Consider the following 23,762-nt stretch of genomic DNA (forward strand, 5'->3'; position numbering starts at 1 on the left):
TGAGATTATGTTTTTTGAGAAATATTTCATTAAATCTTTTGAATAATGCTTTGTGAGTTTTACATTTTAGTTATAATGATTGTATGTGGACGGTTGTTTTAAGATATTAATTAAATAGTCAATTGTTTTGAGGTATAAAAAATGAAAAGAAAAAGTGGAATTTTGCTAAATATTAGTTCTCTGCCATCTAAATACGGTATTGGTGATTTAGGGAGAGGGGCATATAAATTTATAGATTTTCTTGCCGCTTCATCACAAGGTTATTGGCAGATATTACCTTATTCGCCTCCTAATTTTGTGGAGTTTCCTTATTCAAGTTTTTCTGCATTTGCTGGTAATATCAATTATATTGATTTAAATGCTATTGAGAGGTTTATTGACATAGACTTAGGCACTCTTGAATGCTTGGAAGATAGATATGTTGATTATGATAAGTTAAAAGCTAAAGAAGTTGTTTTAAGAAATGCTGCTTTGAATTTTTTGCACAGGGCAACGATTGATGAGATTCATGCATTTGAAAAGTTTAAAAAATCAGCTGCTTATTGGCTTTTAGATTTTTCAAGTTTTGTTGCTTTTAAAGAGTACTATTCTAAGTTTCAATCTTCACAGGCTTTTAATCTTTTATTTAGTAGAGAAATTTTAAAAAGGGATGCTAAGGCTTTAGCTAAGCTTAGAGAGACACTTGAGGTTGAGATCAACATTCAACAAGTTTTACAATATTTCTTTTTTTCACAATTTAAAGCTTTAAAAAAATATGCTAATAATGCTGGAATTAAAATAGTAAGTGATGTTCCTATTTTTGTGTCTTATGATTCTGCTGATGTTTGGGCGCATCAAAAATATTTTAAATTAAGGTTTGATGCAAGTAAAGATAAGGTAACGGGGATACCTCCTGATTATTTGTTTAGCAAAAAATATCTTTGGGGCAATGCAGCTTATAATTGGAAAGCTTTAAGAAAAGATGACTATGCATGGTGGATTAATCGTATTGATTTTTTGCGTAAATATGTGGATATTGTTAGAATCGACTATTTTAGAGGATTTGTATCAACTTGGGAGGTTCCTGCAGAAGAATCTTTGCTATTTGGTGGACAATGGGTAAAATGTCCCGGGAAAGATTTTTTTAAACAGGTTCTAAATGAGATTAATGACTTAGAAATTTGGGTTGAAGACCTTGTAAAAGATCGTGGAGATACATTTAGGTTAAGAGATTATTTTGGTTTCCCCGGAACTAAAATGATGCAATGTGCATTTGATTTTGATTCCACAAATATATATCTTCCCCATAATTATATAAGAAATTGTGTTGTTTATACAGGTACTCATGAGAGTAATACTATTCGTGGATTTGTTAACTCTGTTGATAATGAGCATAAGAAATATATTTTTGATTATTTCGATACTAATGAAAATGCTATTGTTTGGGATATGATAAGGGGGGCGATGGCTAGTGTTGCAAATAGTGTAATAATTCCAATGAAAGATTATCTTGATTTGGTATCTGATTTTAGTATGAATATGTCTGATACAATGCTTAACAATTTTAGAATATTAAGTGGTGATTTGAGTGACGATTTAAGTAAAAAGATAAGTGACATTACAAAACTTTATGGAAGAACTTAATAGGAACTTCAATAATTTGTTAAAATGATATTTGTTTTTTAATATTTATTTTTAAAAAGGCTGGATGTCATTTATATGAAACTTAATACATATATAATGCTTGTGTATATAATTTGTTTGTTGTTTGCTTATTTTTTCTTGTGTTTTCATTTGCATTCATTAGATGAGAGTAAATATTTTAAGAATGGTGGCTTATTTTTTATTAATAAAGGTGCTTTATATAAAAAGCATAATAATGTGATATTTAAGGTTGAACCCAAGGGGCTAGAGACTAGATGGATATATCCGTTTGCAAGACCTGTGTCTAAGAGAATAACTTCTATTTATGAAGATTTTTATTCCTCAAATTCCCTTTTGACAACTAATGACTCTGTTTATGTTTCTCATGATTATTTTAAAAGTTTTAGAAAATTAGTTGATAATGAGAAATTTAATAAAAATTCTTACATTACATCAAGTGCATTATCTCGAGGAGAATATAAGCGTATTGCTATTGGTACTTCTAATAGTGGAATTTATTTAAGTGTTAATGATAGTTTGGATTTTACGAGTCTAAATTCTTTAATTTCTAAGATATATCTGGGTGCTGGTTATTATGATATGGTTAGTGCAATAGAGTTTTCGAGAAACAATGTAAATGAGTTGTACTTTTCCTGTGGAATTTATGGAGATATTATTTTAATTAATACAACTCTAGGGGTTGTTAAGAAGTTGGATTTTCCCTTTAAGAAACAGATATTGCGTATTATTGATTTATCGGATGCAAAAATGGAAAAACTTTTAGTTAGAACTTATGATAATCATTTTTATTCCTATGTTGATGGCAAATGGACTTTTGATGGTCAATTTTCTGTGTATGGAGAAAATTCTGTTGAAAAATTAGAAAGGATGCATCTTGCTTCTAATAAGGGGTCAATTTATTTAACGGCTTACACTCTTCGAAGCAAAACAGCTATTGATGAGAGATTTGAGTTTATAAAAAGATTAGGCATGAATGCTGTTATTATTGACTTTAAAGATGATAGTGGTATTTTAACTTATTCAAGTAAATTAGCTTTGCCAAACAAGATAAAGGCTGTTAAAAATTTGATAGATGTTCCTTATATTTTAAATAAAGCAAAAGAACTTGGAATATATGTTATTGCACGAGTTGTTGTGTTTAAAGACGCGAAACTTTATTTTTATAATAATTGTGAGTATGCTCTTTGGAATAAAAAGACCAATCAGCCTTGGGCAAACCTTGTAAAGGTTGAGCATGGTGATTCTTTTAAATTTATTCAAAAGGAACATTGGGTAGATCTCTTCTTGCAAGACACATGGGATTATAATTTATCTATTGCAAAAGAAATTCAGTCTCTTGGAGTTGATGAGATTCAGTTTGATTATATTAGATTTCCAACAGATGGTCCTGTGTCTCTTATAACTTCAAGATTTAATAAATATAAGATGCATGCGATTGATGCTCTTGAATCTTTTTTAATTATGGCTAGAAAAAATATTTATATTCCTATTTCTATTGACATTTACGGAAATAATGGATGGTTTATTACAAATAGTATTGGTCAAAATATTTCTATGATTGCGGATTATGTTGATGTTATTTCTCCAATGTTCTATCCTTCTCATTATACTAACGATTTTTTAAAGAATGAGTTATACTATACTACGAGAGCTTATAAAATTTATAAGGAAGGAAGTAATAGAGCTGTTGTATTCTCATCAGGTAAGGTTATAATTAGACCTTATGTTCAAGCTTTTTTGCTTGGTTCTGAACGCCGTGTGAGTAAAGAAGTTTATTTAAAATATTTTTCTCATCAATTAAAAGGAGTTAAGGAATCTTTAGGCAATGGCTTTAGTTTATGGAATGCATCTAATATTTACTATATGGTTAAGAATGATTTAAGCGAATTTTTAAATTTTTCTTAAATGTTTGTGGAAGGAAATTTTTTTGGCACATATTCATCTTTTTTGTGTAATATTTAGTATCTTTTTGTTATATCTTGGTGGGAATTATCTTTTAAATAGTTCTGTTAACATTGTTACTTATTTTCAAGTTCCTAGTCTTTTAATTGGTGTTGTAATAGTATCCTTATCAACAAGTACTCCAGAGCTTTTTACAAGTTTAATAGCATCTCTTAAGGGTAAAAATGAAATTATTGTTTCTAATATCATTGGGAGTAATATCATTAATATGTTGCTTGCACTTCCCTTAACAGGGTTGTTTTTGAGGATTGAAACTGATTTTAAGAGACTCAAATTTTCTTTTATAATTTTATTTTTATTGATGTTTCTTCTTTTATTGCTTTCTTTTGATTTTAATACTTTGTCTTTTTTTAAGGTGCCTTATTATAAAACCAGTTCATTGGTGATTTTAATTTTATTTTTATCTTATCTATTTTTATTTTATAAAGAAGAGAAAAAATATAATTCTGTTCCAAAAAATTTAAAAAATCTTAATTGTAATTATGGGTTTAAGTTTTTATTTTTAAATACTTTGCTCTTATTATTAAGTATATATTTCTTATATTTCGGTTCAAAGTTGTTAATAGATAGTTCAATATACATTGCACACAATGTTTTTAATATTAGTGAGAAAGTGATTGGAATTGTTTTTGTAGCTTTTGGGACCAGCATCCCAGAGATCGTCGTTTCTCTTTTTGCAGTAATTAAAAAGGAGTCAGATATTGCCATTGGTAATATCATTGGAAGTAATATATTTAATATTGGGTTTATTTTATCTAGTAGTAGTTTTGTAAATCCAGTACTCATGAGTGATATTTATTTGGCTGATTTTAGTATCATGTTTGTTGTATCTTTAATGTTATTATTCATAGTGAGATTTCAAGGGGCTTTTAGTAGAGGACCTGCTATTCTATTTTTATGTTTATATATTTTATATAATTCATTTTTATTTGGTGTTTTTTAATTTTATTGAATTTGTCAATATGTTATTATATGTTATGATGGTTTTGTATATGAGGAGCTTGGAAATATAAGATGAAAAAATTACCCGAAATTTTCTATCTCAATGATAAAGAAGTGGAGATTTTGATTTCTCAAATAGGGATTTCTTCAGATGCTCAAAAAATGATTTTAAGGATTATTTTGGAACATAAGCACAATGTTATAGATTATGCTAAATTTATCGAAGATTATTCTGTTAAAATTCGTGGTCTTAAAGGAGAATTGGATTTTTTATTTCGCAAGCTTTATGAGGTTAAGAGAGGAATTATTATTAATAAGTCAACATCCAATGGGGAAATGGTACCTTATAAAATAATAATAACAGATGAAAATAGTTATAATTTTTATTATTATGCTATCGAGGATTTGTTTTTAAAGCATTATGTGGGAATAGAACTCTTTAGTACTTTACTTACAATTAAGAATATAGATAAAAATTTATTGGCTTTTGAAAAAGAGTTTGTCATTCTTTCAAATTCAGACATTAATCTTAAATATTTTCAAGAAAATTCTTCATCAAAAAAGATATTTGTGTTGAATTCTTTAATAATTCCATCAGGAAAAGCCTTATATTTTATTGAATTTATGAAGAGAATTTTATTTGGGATTGCTTCTAACAGAATAGTTAAAGATATTTTTATGAGAGCTAAAAATGTAAAGCTTAGTGAGTATGATCGAATGTTAGATGAGGGTATTAATGGTGTGAGAGTTGCTTATAATTTGCTTTTAGGAATTTTAGAAAATAAGGAAGAAATTTTAAATAAGAAAGGTGTTAATATTTCTAAACATTACTTTACTTTTTTAGAAGTATTAAATATTTATATTACTAATGAGAAAAACTTAGAAGAACTTAGAAATTTAGAAAGCATTAAGATTGATGAAACTTTGAAATCAATTGAAAAAACAATAGAGTTTAAACCAAGATTTATTAATATAGAAGAATTTAAAAATATTCTTCAAGAGCATGCTGAAGGATTATCTGATTCTGAATATTTTTTAAAGACGGCTAATGAATACTTTTTTGAGTCTAACATTAAGGGTTCGTTACCCAAAATATTTAGTATTAAACGTGGAATGTATTTATATAAGCCATGTGCCTATTCTATGTTTTTAAAGGAATTCGATCAAATTTTAGTTGATATTAGGGATAAATTGAGAAATGATTTTGTGAAAGTATTTAATAGTGGGAAGAATTCTTCTACTATTTTAACAGAAGAAGGTCTTGAAAAAACATTGATTGAATTTATTGCTAATTATGATATAAATGATTATTGTTTAAAAAATAAGGTCGCATTTCTTGATTTTATTGTTTCGCATTATAAACGAGTTTCTAAAACACAGAATATTCAGACCCATCTTAAGGATATAATCAAAACCGAAGCCGCTAAATATTTTAAAAATAGTAATACGTTTTTACCACTTTATAAGATTTATAAAGTTGACCTATCTAATCTTTTAGATGCTGCTTATAGAGATTTGCCTTTGTTAAAGAGGCTTGTGTTATTCTTAACAGGGAGACAGCAGAGTTATAAAGAGGCTTTATCTAGATTAAATTCTAAGATTGTGGTTAAAGAGCATGCTGAACTTTTTGATCCAAATGAAAGAGTGAAAAGACAACTAGATAAAAGACGAAAACAAAGAGAAGAGTTAAGGGATCAAATTAGGAGTTCTTATGTTAGAAAAGGCAAAACCCCTAAGGAAGCAACTTTAAATAGGGCCTATACTAAAAGTGAACAAGATGAAGCTTGGTTGAAATTTGAAGATAAATTAAATAAAAAATAAATTTTAAAATAAATCTTTAGGTCTTCTTGCTGTATTTTTTGAGGTTTGACATTCAGCATAGTGTTTTATTTTACCATTTTCAAATTTAGACTTCATTATAATTTTTCCGCCCCACTTGCTTAATAATTCTTTAGAGCCACTTCTTTGAGCATTTTTAGAAATTTTTGCCATCTTAAACTCCTACTTAAACTAATTTATTGTATAATAAGTTTATCAAAATAATGTTGATTGATCAAGGAATGACTATGTTTTTGGTGATGTTTTTTGTGTCTTGTGCTCTTTTTTCAGAAGAAATTTATTATAGATTTGTTGATTATGATATTAATTATAGGATAATCGGGAAATATGAGATCAGTAAAGAAAATGCGGAAGAAGAGTGTGGATATAAATTTACTTATGATGATAGCAGGCTTGTATTTGTTGATTATGTTGGCAAACTTAGTATTTTAATTCCTTCTTTTTTTGGTGCAAATCAGATCAAAATAGAATATTCTGGGGATATAGAAAGGAGATTATTTTTAAATGGAGGTTTTGCTGCTAAGAATTTAAAAGATGTTTGTGTTGAACAAATAGAATATTTTCCAAATGGCAGACCAAAGAGTATTTTTAATTATAATAAATCTAATGAGATTATAAGAGATAAGTATGGAATTGCTTATTATCATTTTATTTACAATGATGATAGTAGTTTTTATGTTTATAGGTTTAGTGAGGTTGGTTTTCAAATTAAAGATTTAAATAATGTTTATTATACTAAAATTATTTATGATGATTCTGATCGGAGTAAAACAGTTTTATATTACGATGATAACAATTATAATATCAAGGCTAAGAATGGAATATATGGTTTTAGATTAACTTATGACAGTTCACATAATATTATAAGGGAAGAATATTTAGATCCGGTAGGTTCTTTGTATTCAAACCCTTTTTCTGTTGCAATAAAGACGTATCGTTATGATTTTGACGGCAAGCTCATTGAAATTTTAAATTATGATATTAAAAATAATTTGACTCCCGATGAGAATAATGTAGCAATATATAGATATGAATATAATTTAAAAGAAAAAGACTATTTTTATAAGGAGTATAATTATGATGCTAACAATAATTTAACCGTTAGTCAGAATGGTTATGCTATGAGAAAAACCATTTTTTATATGCAAAATAATGAAAAAAGGGTAATAAATCATAGTAATAGAATAAATAAAAATTATAATAGTGATATTCCAGCTAGTTATGAGGAAAAATATGAAATAATGAATGACTTTAAGGGTATTGCAGTTTATAGTTATAAGTATGATAATAAGTTTTATTTAATTGAAAATCTTTTCTTTGATAAAGATTTTAATTTAATTAGTGATTCCAATGGGGTGATGATTTATAAGTATGCTTATAATGAGGATGGCCTTCTTAAGTCTCAAGAGCATTATGGAGATTTTGATAATCCTATAGATGATTTTGAAGGTGTTTTTAGATATAAATTTGCATATGATGTTAATGGCAATTTGATCTTGAAGAGTAATTATTCTAAGAGTGGAGTTTTGGTTGCAGATCGGAGTGCTATTTTTGAGTATGTTTATGAATATGATAAACAAAATAGACTTATTAGTCAGAAAAATTTTGGTAATTTAGGCCAGTTACAAGATGATATTCACGGTGTTAGTGTGTATAAATATGAGTATAATAAATTTGGCAAGATTTCAAAAAAGACAAATCATGGTCCAGATTTAAGGCTAAGAGATGATATTGGGGGTATTTCGGTTTATAAATGGATTTATGATAGTAAAGGAAATTTAGTTGATTTTCAAAAGTTTGATTCTTTAGGTAATTTAATATAAATATTTCTTTTTCTTATGTTTTCCAATGGAGCAAAGTATTTCATATTTACTCATACCAGATTCTTTGCTAAGTATATCTAAGCTTAATCTTTCAGAAGTAATTTCTACTTTTTCTCCTATGTTAATTTTTAGATCTTTAGGGATTTCTATTATTGAAATATTCATACATATTTTTCCTCTAATGAAGCATTTTTTATCTCTTATTATACAATAAAAATTGTTAGATGTATTTTGTGGAATTCCATCGAAATATCCAACTGGTAAAAGTCCAATTTGCATATCTTCTTTTGCCGTAAATAGACCAGAGTATGATATTTGTTCTCCCTTTTTTATCTTTTTAAGAAATATGATTTTTGAATATAAGCTGAGTACGGGTTTAAGTTGTAAATTATTGTTTAAGCCGTTTGAATTTGGATGATATCCATATAAAATAAGTCCTGGTCGTACCATATTAAATTTTTCACTTATTTGATAGTTTGTTATGTGTTCTGAGTTAGAAGCATGAATGAATTTTGGTTTTATATTCTTGGTCTTAAGTTCGTTTATAAAATGAACAAATTTTTCGATTTGTGCTTGAGTGATTTTTCTATTTTCTGTTGTTGGTAAATGTGTGCAAACTCCTTCAAATTCTACTGATTTTGAATTTTGAATTTGAATTGCTAGATTAAGAGCATTTTCTATTTTAATTCCATATCTATTCATTCCAACATCAACTTTTAAATGAACCTTGATTCTTTTATTTTGTTTTTTACATTCTTGTTCTATTAGTGATAAATATTGGGAGTCAGCAACAAAGGGTGTAATATCGAACTTAACTAGATTTTTTATTGCATTTTTATCTGTGTTGATGTAGAGCAATATATTTGCTCTTTTGTCTATTTTTTTAATCTTTAAAGCTTCATCTATCCAGAAAATGCCAAAATAATTTATTCCTTTTTCTTTTAAAAATTTAAATGTCTGAATAAGCCCATGTCCATATGCATCAGCTTTTAGTGTGGCTACTAATTCTTTTTTTTGAATATGATTTTTAATTGCGGTTAAGTTATATTCTAAATTTTTAAGATTTATTATGATTTCTTTATTTTTAATCATTTTTGTATATTCTTTTGATTTATTTCATTGTCTTATTTTTTGGAATTGTAATTAAAATTGTATCTCATAAGCTAATTTTAAAGAAAAGGTACTCTTGGTGCAAAAAAATGAATTATTCCAATTATTAATGCTAAGATTCCTATTACTTTTTTATTGCTTTCAATGAAAGATTTGAATTTTCCATATTCTTTATTATTTTGAAAACTTGTGGGCATTTTTTGACTTAAGACGAGGATAAAACCAATAAAAAATAAACTGATAGCAGGAAATAAATTTCCAATTATTGGCAAATCATAAGGTATGATTATTTCAAAGATGCTAGCTATTAAAAATGTTGTGCCAAAAATGCTTCTTACATTTTTGTTATTGTTAATTAAATTTATAAATTCTTCAAAGATGATTAAGCACTTAAATCTTTCTCCCAAAATTGGGAATGCTAGCACTATCCCCCCCAAGATATTAAGTAAAACAGATATAAAATATATTTGCAACATCTATTATCCTCCAAGATTTAATCTTTTACTAAAATATGCCTTATCGCCTTTCTGATTTATTAGCACTATGTTTAATAAACCCTTTTTCCTGTATGCAACATTAGTATATAACGTATAGTTAATCTTGTCTATGTAAATCATATTATTTTCAATAAGTTTATTATCTAAGTATACTTCTATATTGGCTTTTCCTAAGTCTTTCATGTTTTGACTTTTAATATTTATTTTGATATATAGGTTTTCATTTTTTATTTTATGTTCTATTGTGATGGTAGGGTTGTATTTGCTTTCCAATTTTTGTAATTTAGGAATTAATACAATTTTGATAATAATTAGCATGATGACAAAGATAATTCCCAGAGTTAGATTTTTTTTTATTCTTTGCTTATGATTATTTTGTACTTTACTTTTGCAATTTTTATTTCTCATAAATGTTGACTTTTTAATGATTTCATAGTTTAAGTAAAGTCTTTAAATTCCACCAATAGACGCTGACCCCACTTTTTTCTCCATAAAGTATGCTAAGTATTCCATCCTTAGATAGGCTTTCAGCAAGAAATTTAAGGTTAGGTGGTTCGATTAGGACCATTTGTTCTTTTATTTTGCCCTTCTTATCCAATTTCCATATTAAAGTATTAGACAGGTTTTTCATGTTAGTGGATGCTATTATTTTATCTTTTTGAATTCCAATGATGTTTATAAAACTTTCTTGTTGATCATCTAATAAGTTTTGGGGTAGTGTAATTTTATTTTTTATTTCAAATTCCTTATTTTTGTTTAAGCTCATTGTGTAAAAATATTGATTTTTGATCCTCACTCCAAGGTCGTTAATGTTTTCATTGGTTCTAATGTTTTCATAGTGAGTTGTCTTTACATAAATGATTTTTTTGTTTACTTCAAAAAATACTTTATCTATTGATATGTTATATTTTTTTTTCTCTTCTTCCGGTATTTGTAATATATTTGTATTAACATAAATTTTGTAGAGGGGTGAGAGATCTTTATCGTAGGAGTATATTATATATCCTTCATTAGATATAGTTATTATTGCTATATTGTTTTTGTCGTCAATATTGATATCGTAAACTTGTGGAAATAGTGTTCCATTCCGTCCTTCTTGTCCCAATACTTCTACAGATGAATCTTTATTTAAAATAAATATTCGTGTGGAGTATGCTATGTTTTCTTTCTCATCGAATTTAGATTTCTTATTATTTAGCTTATCTGATACTACAATAAAGTCTTTTGATGGATAAATTGCCTTAATATTTTCAAAATCTACTTTTTTGATTTTAAGGTCAGAATTTGTTTTGAATATTCCATTTTGGTAAGTTTGAATTAATTTCCCATAAGAATTAAAAATCATGAGTTTATTTGCTTTTGCCTCTACAATGTATACAAGTCCATTATATGTTTTGATATCAAAGCTTGAATTGGTAAATTTGTTTACAAGTGGTGTTATTTCTCCAGGTAACGTTCCAAATGGTATTTTAAATTGTTGTTCTCCAATTTCGTTTAAAGTTTTGATATTACATGATATAATCATAAAAAATAGATTTAAATGAATTTTATAAAACTTTTTCATGTTTTAGATGTTATTATTTTAAATGGTTGAAAGTCAATTATTTTAGGAGAATTGATACCTGATATGTTAAGAGCAATATTTGAAGCAACTATTGGTTCAAAAAGTAAAAGGGATCTAAAAAGTTATTTTCCTGTTTTGAGAACTATTAATAAGCTTGAATCTTGGGCATTGTCTTTGTCAGATGAAGATTTTATTATGGAAACAGAAAAATTTAGAGATGAACTTAAGGAAGGTAAAACTTTAGAAGATATTTTAGAGAGAGCATTTGCCTTGTCTCGAGAAGCTGCCAGAAGGCGACTTAAGGAGAGACCTTATGATGTTCAACTTATTGCTGGACTTGCGCTCCATCAGGGTAAAATAATAGAGATGAAGACGGGAGAAGGTAAGACTTTATCTTCAGTGCAGGCTGCTTATCTTAATAGTTTAACTGGTGATGGTGTTATTATTGTTACAGTTAATGATTATCTTGCAGAGCGTGATTCAAATTGGATGAAACCGGTTTTTGAGCTTTTAGGAGTTAGTGTTGGTGTTGTGTTGTCTAATATGGATTCTGCTAGACGGAAGGTAGAGTACAATAAAGATATTACTTATGTTACAAATAATGAGCTTGGATTTGATTATTTAAGAGATAACATGTGCTTTGATTTGTCTCAAAAATCTTTAAGAAATTTTAATTATTGTATTATCGATGAGATTGATTCTATTTTGATTGATGAGGCTAGAACTCCTTTAATTATTTCAGGTTCTACAGAAGGAGATACTAGTGCTTATCTTGAGGTCAATTCTCTTGTTTCGCTTTTAAGAGAATGCTCTAAAGATCCAAAAACTGGAGATTATCCTTTAGAGATCGATGAGCTTGATGGGGATTATACGATTGATGAAAAGGGTAAGAGAGTGTCTTTTACGGCAAATGGTTTAAATAATCTTGAACAAATTTTGGTTTCAAAAGGCATAATTAAGGGATCTATGTATGTTGATTCTAATTTTAATTATGTTCATTATATGACTCAGGCATTAAAAGCCCATTTACTTTTTTTAAAGGACAGAGAATATATTGTTGGGGATTCTGGGGTTGAAATTGTTGATGAGTTTACAGGTCGTATTTTGAAAGGGCGCAGATATTCTGATGGATTGCATCAGGCTATTGAGGCTAAGGAAGGTGTTAAAGTTGCAAGTGAAAATAAAACTATGGCAACGATTACATTTCAAAATTTGTTTAGAATGTTTAAAAAAATTTCTGGTATGACTGGTACGGCTGATACAGAGGCAAAAGAATTTCATAGAATATATAATCTTGATGTTATAGTTGTTCCAACTAATAAATTGGTAGAAAGAATAGATGAGGATGATATTATTTATTACACCGAGGAATTTAAATTTAAAGCAATTACGGATGAAGTTTATGAGGCTTATAAGAAAGGACAACCTGTGCTTGTTGGGACAGGTTCTATTGAAAAATCTGAAATTCTCTCAAATATGTTTAAAAATAAAGGTATTAAACATGAAGTTTTAAACGCAAAGAATCATTTTCGTGAAGCGTTAATTATTGCTGAAGCGGGAGCAAAACATTCTGTTACAATTGCAACTAATATGGCTGGACGTGGTACTGATATTAAGCTTGGGGGTAATCTTGAGCATCGAGTTCGTAAAAAGTTTGGAATGGGCATGAGTCTTGAAGAGTTTCAGAAGGCTATGCAAAATGAGAGAGAACAGTATCTTGAAGATTATGAGGAAGTAAAGGCTCTTGGTGGGCTTTATGTTATTGGTAGTGAACGTCATGAGTCAAGAAGAATAGATAATCAACTTAGGGGACGAGGAGGAAGACAGGGAGATCCTGGTCGGTCAAGGTTTTATGTATCTCTTGAAGATGATCTGATGCGGCTTTTTGCAAGCGATAATTTGAGAGCTTTGATGGGAAAACTTGGAATGGCAACAGGTGAGCCTATTGCACATTCTTTGTTAACGAAATCCTTAGTTAATGCACAAAAGCATGTGGAAGATAGAAATTTTGAGATTAGAAAACATCTCTTAGAGTATGATGATGTTATAACAAAGCATAGGGAGTTTATTTATTCTCAAAGAGATTTAATTCTTGTTGATAATAATATTAAAGAACGTGTTCTTCTCTCTTTAAGAGAATATCTTGATTTTTTATTTGATCAAGTTAAGGGAGAAGTAGTTACGAGTTCTGTACTAAATGAGATAAATTCAATTTTTGCTTATATGATGGAAAGTGTTGGTTATGTTGAAACTATGAATATTGTGGATTTGAAAAATAAGTTAATGGAAATTGCAAGGACTAATTTAGATGCAAAGGAAGAATTAATTGGAGTTGAATTTTTTAATGAATTTTTAAAACATGAATATTTAAGGAATATTGACTCTAAGTTTCAAGATCATCTTGCAAATCTTGATTCTTTAAGAGAATCGGTTTATCTGAGATCTTATGCTAATAAAAATCCAATTACTGAATATAAAGAAGAAGGTTTTGCGATTTTTAGTGAGCTTGTTAAAGATATTAAGGTTGAAACTTTAAGGCGAACTTTACAGGTGAGAGTGGATGTTAATTCTAGTAGTTATAAAAATAACAAGCCTAAAAATGTTCGTGCTACTCATAAAGAATTTTCAGACATTGCTTCGGTAGACAGAGGTAATACAGTAGGAGTTCAAATAATTAGAAGTACTCCTAAAATTGGAAGGAATGAACTTTGTTATTGTGGCAGTGAAAAGAAATATAAAAATTGTCATGGAAAAAGTTAAAAGGAGGATTTTGTGTTTAAATTACCAGAACTTGGTTATGCTTATGATGTTTTAGAGCCATACATTGATTCTAAGACAATGGAAATTCATCATAGTAAACATCATAATTCATATACAGTAAATTTAAATTCTGTTCTTGAGAAGACAGAAATAAATTATTCTCAGGATATTGAAAGTATATTAAAAAATATTCAGCGATTTCCCAAAGAGTTCCAAGCAGCTATTAGGAATAATGCTGGTGGATATTCTAATCATACTTTGTATTTTAGGATTTTAAAACCTGGGAACAAAGATAATATTTTAGAAAATTTTGAAGAGCATGTAAATGCTACTTTTGGCAGTCTTGATAATCTTAAGATGGCCTTAAGAGATGCAGCTATTAGTATTTTTGGAAGTGGTTGGGCTTGGCTAGTTATTCATGCAAGTAAAGAATTGCAGATAATATCAAGACCAAATCAGGACAGTCCTTTGATGGAAGACTATAAACCTATTTTAGGTATTGATGTTTGGGAACATGCTTATTATCTTAAATATCAAAATAGAAGGATTGAATATATTGATGCGTTCTTTAAGGTTTTAAATTGGGAAGAGGTTTCAAGAGTATATAATGAAATCATAGAATAATGTTATTTTAAGCTTTTCGTAAACTAGGCTTAAAGAGTTTATGTCTTGTGCTTAGTTTATGTTAGATTTATTATCTTTAGAAATTAATAACGTTTATATGTCATTATTAAAATTATCTCTTTCAATATCATTGAAATACTTTACTGTACCGACTTTTAGTTCATATGTTGCAGCTTCGTCTGATACTATGATTGCGTTTTTATGTAACTGTAGAGCACTAATTGTCCACATATGATTTACTCCTTTTTCAATAGCATGTTTTAATGCTCTTGCTTTATTATGTCCATTGACTATAATCATCACTTCTTTTGCATCCATAATTGTTCCAACGCCTACTGTTAAGGCACTTTGGGGAACTTTATTAATATCATTTTCAAAAAACCTTGAGTTTGCAATAATTGTATCTTGAGTCAAAGTTTTAATTCTTGTTCTTGAGCTCAGTGATGATCCAGGTTCATTGAAGGCAATATGACCATCAGGTCCAATTCCTCCCACAAAAAGCATAATGCCACCGTAAGATTTAATTTTGTTTTCATATTTTTCACATTCATTTATAAGATTAGTAGCATTACCATTTAACATGTGTATATTTTCTTTTTTGATATTTATATGTGAAAAAAAGTTGCTCCACATAAATGAGTGATAGCTTTCAGGATGATTTTTATCTAATTTTATGTATTCATCCATATTAAATGTGACTACATTTTCAAATGAAATTTTTCCGAGTTTATTCATTTCAATTAAATGTTTATACATTCCAATTGGTGAGCTACCCGTTGGGAGTCCTAAAATGAATGGGTTTTCTTTTGTTGGTGAAAACTTTTTTATTCTCATAGCTACATGATTAGCAGCCCATTTTGAAATTTCATTATAGTTAGATCGAATGATTAATCTCATTTGTTGCTCCTTATGTTTATAAATGAATAAAATCAAAGTTTATTGAAAATGATTTTTGATTCTATCATTGTTAATTTTAAGTCTAAGTCTTTGTCAAGGACATTTATATTTGCATCATAACCATGACATATTAATCCTTTTTTTTCAAGATTAATTATCCTTATTGGATTGTATGAACTTGCTTGAATGGCATCGCTTAGGCTATATCCAAATTCTACTAAATTTTTAATGCCTTGTATCATTGTGAGAGCCGATCCTGCGATTGTGTCGCTTTCTACAATATGAAATAATCCGTCATCGTTAAGGTATACTTCTTCTCCATTAGCTATTAATTTTCCAGACGGTTGTAGTGTTGGAGTTAATCCATCAGTTACAAGCACTAATTTGCTTATGTCTTTAAGTTTTCTAAGCATTAAAACAAGTTTTGGGTGAATGTGATGTCCATCAGCAATAATTTCACAAGATACATCTCCATGAATTAAAGTTGCTCCTATTGCATTTGGATTTCTGTGATCAAGTTTTGACATTGCATTGAAAAAGTGCGTTGTGTGAAGTATTCCTACTTGAAAACCCTCGATCATATTTTCATATTTTGCATTAGTATGTCCTGCTTGAAGTGTTATGTTGTTTTCCATGCAAAACATTGCAAGCTCTCTCATGCCTTTAAGTTCAGGTGCAACGGTCATTGTTGCAATATTTGTTCTTTTTCTTCCGAAGGAATCCGTAAAGGTCCCCCCCGCGGCGTCTATGAATTTTTTCATAACCTCAATACTTGGTTGTTGGAGATAGGAGGTAGGATGGGCGCCTTTTTTTTCAGAAGAGAAAAATGGTCCTTCAAGATGAAGTCCTAAAATTTTTGCACCTTTTTCTTTGCCTATTGCTTCGGTACATGCTTTGATTGTTTCAATCATTTCTTCAGTTGGACGTGGGTATAGCGTTGGTAGAAATCCTACTACTCCATACTCTGCTAAATATTGTGACATTTTAATTATTGAGTTTGTTGAGCATTGGTCGGTTCCGTATCCGTGAAATCCATGTATGTGATTGTCATAAAGACCAGGGGTAATATAGTTGCCCTTAATATCAATCATTTCATAGTTTTGTAGATCAATTTTTTCAAGTCGATCAGCTGTTACAATATCAAAGATTTTACTGTCTTTAATAAGAACCGCTGAATTGTCTATTTTATCATTGCCTGTCAGAACAGATTTTGAATTGAACAAACAGAAATTTGGCATATTTACTCTCCTATAAACTTAAATTTTACTATAAGCAAATATCTTTTTTAAAGATGCTTGTTTTTTTATTTGTCTTTTAATAGGAGTTCTGTTGTTAGTTTTGACGTAATATATGATTTTGTGTATAAAAATTTATGTTTTTTATGTTAAAATTTCTAACTAAGAGGTGTTGTAATGTCTTCTGGATTTTTTGTTCCAGGTGTGGATAATAAATATAATACTAAAGAAATCCGTGAATCGATGCTTAAACCTGATAAGGCCAAGATAGATTCATCTGTAAAAAAACTTGAAAACTTAGAGCAAGAGAAACGAGCTTGGCAAATGATTAATAAAAAGATCTCTACTTTAAATTCACTTGCAAGGCAAATTATGTCTCTTAATAGTCCTTTTAATTACATGTCAGGTAATTCTAGTAATAATGATATTCTCTCTTTATCTGCTCGTTATGGAGCTAAAAATGAAACTTATAAAATTGATGTTAATCAGATAGCAAGTTCTGATATTTTTTTATCTGCGAATTTTAAACAAAAGGATATTAGTATTCCTTCAGGAGACTATGTATTTTTAGTTGGTAATAAAGAGATTAAGATTAGGAATAATGGAGATATTGAGTCTCTTGTAAAGGATATTAATAATCGAGGCAAGGGATTTTTATCTGCTAAAATTGTGAGAAGTGATAGTGATGGGAATAGTAGGTTGATTTTGCGGTCTTTAAAGGAAGGTGAGAACAATAAACTTATCATGAAAGGTGAGGCTTTAAAGCTTGCTAAACAGATAGGTATTTTAAGTGAGCTTACAACAAATTTTAGTCCTAATTTGACAGAAATCGTTAATAATCAACAAAGTAGTAGTAATAAAATTTTTCTTGATAAGGATGATATTGTATTAGAGCCTCTCTCAGAGATTTCAATAAGTATTCCAGAGAATATTGAGGTTAGTAGTAGAAGTAAAATTAAATTTGAAATTAAATATTATGATTCAGATGATAAAGGTATTTTAAACGAGATTGTTTTTAATCCTGGAGATGCTACATTTGAGGGTGCTAAGGTTGAGGGTGAAGATAGTATAATTAATCTTGAATCTGATCATAAACTTCCTTTGAAAGAGAGAAAGTATATTCAGATTAATATGATTAAAATTCATAGTGGTACAAATTCTTTGGAGTTGCCCCCAATAAATGTTGCAAGTGATTTTGAAAAAGTCGAGGTTGAAATTGGTTCACTTTTGGATTTAAAAGAGATCAATATCGAAAATAAACTTAATAATAAGGTTTTTGTTATTCGCAATATTGAGATCTTTGATCCAAAGAATAGAGATGGGTTCTTGCCAATAAATGCCAAGAGCTTTGCAGAAAATGCAAAGGTGAAGTTTGATGGAGTTGATGTTGAGCGTGATTCGAATACCGTTAATGATTTAATTCCGAATGTTACATTGAATTTAAAACAAGCATCGGATGATACTATTGTTGTTCGAGTTGAGCCTGATTATGAGAGAATTAAAAAACTTTTATTAGATTTTTTGGTAGCTTATAATCAGGTTCTTGCTGAAATTAATATTGTAAGTTCAAATGAGAGTAATTTGGAAGGTCAAAAATCGGATGTACTTGAAGAATGGTCCTATTTCAGTGATGAAGAGAGGGAAGAAGCTTATAAAAATTTGGGAATCCTTAGGGCAGAGCTTGCATTAAAAAATCTTAGATCAAGATTAGAATTAATCATGTTTAATTCATATAGGACTAATGATCCTAATTTTTCGATTATCAATCAAATAGGGGTTTTTACTAATTCTATGTCTTCATCGGGGGGGCTTTCGCGTTATTTAGGGCTTGACGAGAAAAAATTTAATGAGATAATACAAAGCAATATTAATTCAGTCAAGGAACTTTTTGCAGTTGATTTTAATGATGACCGCATTTATGATGATGGACTTGCTAAGATGCTTGGCGATTATCTATCTCCTTTGATAAGTTCTGGAGGATTTATTTATAATAAGATCAGAGATTATGATCTCAAAATTCCCAATCAGAAAAATGTTGTTGAAGATTATAAAAAGAAGTATGAGGAAAGAGAACAGAAGGTTGAAGGAGAACTTAATACTTTGGATTTTACTGTAAAGCGTATGAAGGAGCAAGAGGAAATCCTTAAGTCTTTGAATCTACAGAGGCAAAACAGATAACAAATTTAAATTAATATTGTATTTATTTTTTTCTTGTTTTTGTGATATCCTTTTAAAAAGACAAATGGATTTGTCTAAAATATCAAAAAATTATATTAATTTGTCACGGAGGAAATGATATATGATCATAAATCATAATACGTCAGCTATAAATGCTTCAAGGAATAATAGCATTAATGCTGCTAATCTTAGCAAAACTCAAGAAAAACTTTCTAGTGGGCATAGAATTAATCGTGCATCTGATGATGCTGCTGGAATGGGTGTTGCAGGAAAGATTAATGCTCAAATTAGAGGATTATCTCAGGCTTCTAGAAATACTTCAAAGGCTATAAATTTTATTCAAACAACAGAAGGGAATTTAAATGAAGTAGAGAAAGTATTAGTAAGAATGAAAGAACTTGCTGTTCAGTCTGGTAATGGTACATATTCAGATGCAGACAGAGGTTCTATTCAAATTGAAGTTGAGCAACTTACAGATGAAATCAACAGAATTGCTGATCAAGCTCAGTACAACCAAATGCATATGTTGTCCAACAAGTCAGCTGCTCAAAATATAAAAACAGCTGAAGAGCTTGGAATGCAACCTGCAAAAATTAACACACCAGCATCATTAGCTGGATCACAAGCTTCATGGACATTAAGAGTACATGTGGGTGCAAATCAGGATGAAGCAATTGCTGTTAATATTTATGCAGCTAATGTTGCAAACCTTTTTGCAGGTGAAGGTGCTCAGGTTGCTCCAGCTCAGGAAGGTGCACAACAAGAGGGAGTTCAGGCTGCTCCAGCACCAGCAGCAGCTCCAGCTCAAGGTGGAGTTAATTCTCCAGTTAATGTTACAACTACTGTTGATGCTAATATGTCACTTTCAAAGATAGAAAATGCTATTAGAATGGTAAGTGATCAAAGAGCAAATCTTGGTGCTTTCCAGAACAGACTTGAGTCTATTAAGGCTAGCACGGAATATGCTATTGAAAACTTAAAATCATCTTATGCTCAAATTAAAGATGCAACAATGACAGATGAAATTGTTGCATCTACAACTAACAGCATTTTGACACAATCCGCAATGGCTATGATTGCACAAGCAAATCAAGTTCCTCAGTATGTATTATCATTGCTTAGATAAATTTGATTTTTCAATAAGGGTCTTTTAAGAGACCCTTATTTTTATTTGTGTCAATCAAGATTCTGATATTTTAGTATAATTAATATTGATTTATATAGAATTATAATGTTTTTACATTAGGAGTTTGCTTTGTCTAAGGTTAGTGTTAAAGTCAGGAACCTTTATAAAACATTTTCTTATAATAAAAATAAAAAACAAATAGTTAAGGCTATAAAGAGTTATGAGAGTGGTAAAGATAGATCTGACATTTACAAAGAATCTTCTGTTTTTATTGCAAATGCAAATATCAGTCTTGATGTTTATGAGAATGAAATTTTAGTTATTATGGGTATGTCAGGTTGTGGTAAATCTACTTTTGTTAGATGTTTGAATGGTATACACAAAGTTGATTCTGGGTCTATTTTAGTGGATAATATAGAAATGAATGATATTAATCAAAAAGCACTCTCTGCTTTAAGAAAAGATAAATTTGCCATGGTTTTTCAGAATTTTGGACTTTTCCCACATATGAATGTTTTAAGGAATGTGACTTATGGACTTGAAGTTAAGAATGTTCCTAAAAAAATTAGGATTCAAAGAGCCCTTGATATTTTAAAACTTGTAGGTCTTGAAGGTTTTGAATATAAATATATAAATGAGCTTTCAGGTGGAATGAAACAGAGAGTAGGCATAGCACGAGCTTTAGTGGTTAACCCTGATATCCTTTTAATGGATGAGGCTTTTTCAGCTCTTGATCCTTTAATTAGAGGAGAAATGCAATGTGAGCTTTTAAGGTTGGTAGACAAATTAAAAAAGACGGTTGTATTTATTACTCATGATTTGATTGAAGCTTTTAAATTGGGAAATAGAATTGCTTTTATGAAGGATGGTGAGATTGTTCAGGTGGGTAGGCCTTTAGAAATATTAAGGGATCCCAAAACTGATTTTATAGCTAATTTTATTAAAAATCTTCCCGTTTTAAATATTTTAAAAATTAAGGATATTATTAAAATAGATTTTATTCTTAATGGTGATGCTGATAAATGTAATGTTATTCTTGAGAAAGAGAATAATAATTTTAATTTATATGATTTGTCTGTTAATAAAAAATGTAATAATCTTATTTCTTTAAATTTAGGTTTGGATGATGAGATCAAAAGTGTTGTTAAGTATTTAAATAAGTTGGATTATTTGATTATAAAAGGTGAACAAGATGATATTATTGGATACATTGATTTAGGGGAGATTGCTAGTTTGTTGGCGAGATAGTTATTTATGAATAGAGATTTTATAGTTGCTAATATAGATAAGGCTTTTAATTTTTTAGTTGACAATTTTTCGGATTCTAACGGTATAGGGTTTGCGAAAATCGTAATTTTTTTTTATGATAATTTGAAAAAGTTGTTTCTTTTAATTAATCCTGTTTTTTTTATTATTCTAATTTGTGTTTTAAGCTTTTTATTTTTAAAGAAAAGATTAGCTCTTTTGATTATGTTAGGTTTTTGCTTTATTTTGTATTTTAATCTTTGGGAAGTTTCAATGGATACGATATCAATTATTTTTGTGTCTGTGTTCTTTTCGGTAATTTGGGGAATTTTAATAGGTATTTTAGGTGGATATTATTCAAAATTTTATGTATTTTTAAAACCATTGCTTGATTTAATGCAAGCAATGCCCCCATTTATTTATTTAATACCAGCTATACCTTTTTTTGGTATGGGTACATCTTCAGCTATTTTTGCTACGATAATTTTTGCAATGCCTCCAGTTATTAGATATACAAGACTAGGGATTATTCAAGTTTCAGGGGAAGTCATTGAGGCAGCAAAATCTTTTGGAAGTAGTAATATTCGTATTCTTTTTCAGATTCAGTTGCCATTAGCTCTTCAAAGCATAATAGAGGGAATTAATCAGTCAATAATGATGGCAATATCTATGATAGTAATCGCGGCAATGGTTGGTTCATCAGGACTTGGTAGAACTGTAATATATTCTGTTGAGAGATTGCATTTTGGTGAGGGCTTAATATCTGGATTAGCTGTTGTAGTAATAGCTATTATTTTAGATAGAATTATGCAGGCTATTTTTATCAAGTTTAGTTACTTAAATACTGATAATTATGGAGTGAAAAAAGAAAATAAGTTTAAAAGATTTTTTGAAATGTATAATAAATAATATTTTATTTTTGTGTAGTAGTGGGAGAATTGATCTATGAAAGGTTTATTGATATCTGTTTTTATAAGTTTTATTTTAATTTTGTTTTCTTGTGATAAGAATGATAATTCTAAGGATAGTGGCTTTAAAAGTGTAAAATCAGTCAAGATTGCATATGTTAATTGGATAGGAGAAACGGTTGCTACCAATATTATGAAAGTTGTTTTTGAGAAAATAGGATATAATGTGGAGATATTACCTGTTACAACATCTATAATGTATCAGTATTTAGCATCAGGGCAGGTAGATGGTATGGTATCTGCATGGGTGCCTACGGCCGATAAATTTTATTATGAAAAATTTAAAGATAAGTTTGTTGATCTTGGTGCTAATTATGAGGGAACATTACAAGGGTTTGTGGTGCCAAGTTATGTTACAATTTCAAGTATTTTTGAACTTAAGGGTAGAGGAGCTGAATTTAAAAATAAAATGGTAGGCATAGATGCTGGAGCGGGTACGCAGCTTTCTGTAGAAGGAACCCTCGAGCGTTATGGATTAGATAAAGAATATGAACTTATCTCTTCAAGTGAGAGTGTAATGCTTGCAAGTTTAGAATCTGCCATTAAGAAGCATGAGTGGATTTTAGTTCCTTTATGGAAGCCTCATTGGGCATTTACCAAATATGATATTAAATTTTTAGATGATCCTTTGTTGTCAATGGGAGGTCCTGAGAGTATTCATTCTCTTGTTAGAATTGGACTTAAAGATGCTGATCCCGATGCTTATTATTTGTTTGATAATTTTTATTGGGGTGATGAGTTGTTGTTATCTTTAATAGAGAAAAATTATAAGGAGCCTGGACAGGAATATAGAAATGCTGTTGAATTCGTTGATGTTCATAAAGAATATGTCAAAAATTGGGTTCCAGATAAATATAAAAATTTATTTAATTAATCTTGTTTTAAAGATTTTTAATGAATTTAATATTGGCTTTTCAGTTGGTAATGATTCAAAACCCCCTTTAAATAGAGCATTACATCTAAGCAGTCTTAATGTAATTAAAATAAGAGCTGTTATGATGTTATATTTTTTGAGACATTCTAGTGCGTAATTTGAACAGCTGGGTTCATATATGCAGTGAAAACCAACAATTTTGGAAAGAGTGTTTTGATATATTTTGATTAATAAAATAAGTATCAAGTTGAATATTATAAAAAATTTTTTGAAAATATGCATGTGTGTAATAATATTACAATATTGTGCTACTATTATGTTAATTATTATCAGTATTGTTAAATTTAATATATTAAGACATAAGTATTTTGTTGTATTTATAGGAGTAAATAATTAAGAGGTTAGTATTAATTTTTATTTTATCTTTTTCTTCTTATGCAGAAGTTATTAAAATATCTGTTGAAGATGCTATTC

The 23,762-nt window shown here is 29.0% G+C and carries 20 protein-coding genes; 12 read left to right on the top strand and 8 right to left on the bottom strand.

The window, feature by feature from the left end; all coding sequences use genetic code 11:
• Positions 1–141 precede the first annotated feature (141 nt).
• The 4 genes from malQ to R5397_RS03610 all read left to right on the top strand — a co-directional run bounded on the left by malQ (position 142) and on the right by R5397_RS03610 (position 6,369).
• Complete coding sequence (gene malQ, locus R5397_RS03595) at positions 142–1,623, top strand: 4-alpha-glucanotransferase (RefSeq protein ID WP_421622923.1); 1,482 nt, start codon at positions 142–144, stop codon at positions 1,621–1,623.
• Positions 1,624–1,698: 75 nt separating this feature from the next.
• Positions 1,699–3,549, top strand: a complete 1,851-nt coding sequence (locus R5397_RS03600) for a putative glycoside hydrolase (RefSeq protein WP_421622924.1) — start codon at positions 1,699–1,701, stop codon at positions 3,547–3,549.
• Between the two features lie 22 nt (positions 3,550–3,571).
• Positions 3,572–4,549, top strand: coding sequence for a calcium/sodium antiporter (locus tag R5397_RS03605; protein WP_421622925.1), 978 nt, complete (start codon positions 3,572–3,574; stop codon positions 4,547–4,549).
• A 71-nt stretch (positions 4,550–4,620) separates the two neighbouring features.
• The gene (locus tag R5397_RS03610; protein WP_421622926.1) at positions 4,621–6,369 is read left to right on the top strand and encodes a hypothetical protein; all 1,749 of its coding nucleotides are present in this window, start codon (positions 4,621–4,623) and stop codon (positions 6,367–6,369) included.
• Positions 6,370–6,372: 3 nt separating this feature from the next.
• Here R5397_RS03610 and R5397_RS03615 read toward each other — a convergent pair whose 3' ends face one another.
• Positions 6,373–6,540, bottom strand: a complete 168-nt coding sequence (locus R5397_RS03615; RefSeq protein WP_247065353.1) for a hypothetical protein — start codon at positions 6,538–6,540, stop codon at positions 6,373–6,375.
• A 74-nt stretch (positions 6,541–6,614) separates the two neighbouring features.
• On the opposite strand from R5397_RS03615, the gene R5397_RS03620 reads away from it, so the two are divergent.
• Positions 6,615–8,210, top strand: coding sequence for a hypothetical protein (locus R5397_RS03620; protein WP_421623066.1), 1,596 nt, complete (start codon positions 6,615–6,617; stop codon positions 8,208–8,210).
• Here R5397_RS03620 and alr read toward each other — a convergent pair.
• From alr to R5397_RS03640, 4 genes are all read right to left on the bottom strand, one after another.
• Positions 8,202–9,302, bottom strand: coding sequence for an alanine racemase (gene alr / locus R5397_RS03625; protein ID WP_421622927.1), 1,101 nt, complete (start codon positions 9,300–9,302; stop codon positions 8,202–8,204). The genes R5397_RS03620 and alr overlap by 9 nt on opposite strands.
• Before the next feature lie 77 nt (positions 9,303–9,379).
• Entirely contained in the window at positions 9,380–9,796 is a 417-nt protein-coding gene (locus R5397_RS03630) for a hypothetical protein (protein ID WP_247065349.1), read from the bottom strand.
• Positions 9,797–9,799: 3 nt separating this feature from the next.
• On the bottom strand, positions 9,800–10,225 hold the full coding sequence (locus R5397_RS03635; RefSeq protein WP_421622928.1) for a hypothetical protein: 426 nt from the start codon (positions 10,223–10,225) through the stop codon (positions 9,800–9,802).
• Between the two features lie 22 nt (positions 10,226–10,247).
• On the bottom strand, positions 10,248–11,381 hold the full coding sequence (locus R5397_RS03640) for an LIC_12708 family protein (RefSeq protein ID WP_421622929.1): 1,134 nt from the start codon (positions 11,379–11,381) through the stop codon (positions 10,248–10,250).
• A 63-nt stretch (positions 11,382–11,444) separates the two neighbouring features.
• On the opposite strand from R5397_RS03640, the gene secA reads away from it, so the two are divergent.
• Both secA and R5397_RS03650 read left to right on the top strand, forming a co-directional pair.
• The gene (gene secA / locus R5397_RS03645) at positions 11,445–14,141 is read left to right on the top strand and encodes a preprotein translocase subunit SecA (RefSeq protein ID WP_421622930.1); all 2,697 of its coding nucleotides are present in this window, start codon (positions 11,445–11,447) and stop codon (positions 14,139–14,141) included.
• Positions 14,142–14,153: 12 nt separating this feature from the next.
• Positions 14,154–14,765 (top strand): superoxide dismutase, encoded by a 612-nt coding sequence (locus R5397_RS03650; RefSeq protein WP_421622931.1) that lies wholly within the window; start codon positions 14,154–14,156, stop codon positions 14,763–14,765.
• A gap of 93 nt (positions 14,766–14,858) precedes the next feature.
• Here the strand turns inward: R5397_RS03650 and nagB are convergent, their stop codons facing one another.
• Both nagB and nagA read right to left on the bottom strand, forming a co-directional pair.
• On the bottom strand, positions 14,859–15,662 hold the full coding sequence (gene nagB / locus R5397_RS03655; protein WP_421622932.1) for a glucosamine-6-phosphate deaminase: 804 nt from the start codon (positions 15,660–15,662) through the stop codon (positions 14,859–14,861).
• 32 nt (positions 15,663–15,694) lie between these two features.
• Positions 15,695–16,900 (bottom strand): N-acetylglucosamine-6-phosphate deacetylase, encoded by a 1,206-nt coding sequence (gene nagA / locus R5397_RS03660; protein WP_247065337.1) that lies wholly within the window; start codon positions 16,898–16,900, stop codon positions 15,695–15,697.
• 174 nt (positions 16,901–17,074) lie between these two features.
• On the opposite strand from nagA, the gene fliD reads away from it, so the two are divergent.
• The 5 genes from fliD (at position 17,075) to R5397_RS03685 (ending at position 23,288) form a co-directional block, all read left to right on the top strand.
• On the top strand, positions 17,075–19,075 hold the full coding sequence (fliD, locus tag R5397_RS03665; protein WP_421622933.1) for a flagellar filament capping protein FliD: 2,001 nt from the start codon (positions 17,075–17,077) through the stop codon (positions 19,073–19,075).
• A 121-nt stretch (positions 19,076–19,196) separates the two neighbouring features.
• Positions 19,197–20,201 carry a flagellin gene (locus tag R5397_RS03670; RefSeq protein WP_247065333.1) on the top strand — a complete coding sequence of 335 codons (1,005 nt, stop codon included), beginning with the start codon at positions 19,197–19,199 and terminating at the stop codon, positions 20,199–20,201.
• Between the two features lie 129 nt (positions 20,202–20,330).
• Positions 20,331–21,449: a glycine betaine/L-proline ABC transporter ATP-binding protein gene (locus tag R5397_RS03675; protein WP_247065331.1), complete on the top strand. Its 1,119-nt coding sequence runs from the start codon at positions 20,331–20,333 to the stop codon at positions 21,447–21,449.
• Between the two features lie 6 nt (positions 21,450–21,455).
• On the top strand, positions 21,456–22,355 hold the full coding sequence (locus R5397_RS03680; RefSeq protein ID WP_247065329.1) for an ABC transporter permease: 900 nt from the start codon (positions 21,456–21,458) through the stop codon (positions 22,353–22,355).
• A 36-nt stretch (positions 22,356–22,391) separates the two neighbouring features.
• Positions 22,392–23,288, top strand: a complete 897-nt coding sequence (locus R5397_RS03685; protein WP_421622934.1) for a glycine betaine ABC transporter substrate-binding protein — start codon at positions 22,392–22,394, stop codon at positions 23,286–23,288.
• On the opposite strand, the gene yidD is transcribed toward R5397_RS03685, so the two are convergent.
• Positions 23,277–23,570 carry a membrane protein insertion efficiency factor YidD gene (gene yidD / locus R5397_RS03690; RefSeq protein ID WP_421622935.1) on the bottom strand — a complete coding sequence of 98 codons (294 nt, stop codon included), beginning with the start codon at positions 23,568–23,570 and terminating at the stop codon, positions 23,277–23,279. The genes R5397_RS03685 and yidD overlap by 12 nt on opposite strands.
• Between the last annotated feature and the right edge of the window lie 192 nt (positions 23,571–23,762).

This window comes from Borrelia sp. MN22-0132 (assembly GCF_049201035.1).
Lineage (GTDB): Bacteria > Spirochaetota > Spirochaetia > Borreliales > Borreliaceae > Borrelia > Borrelia puertoricensis.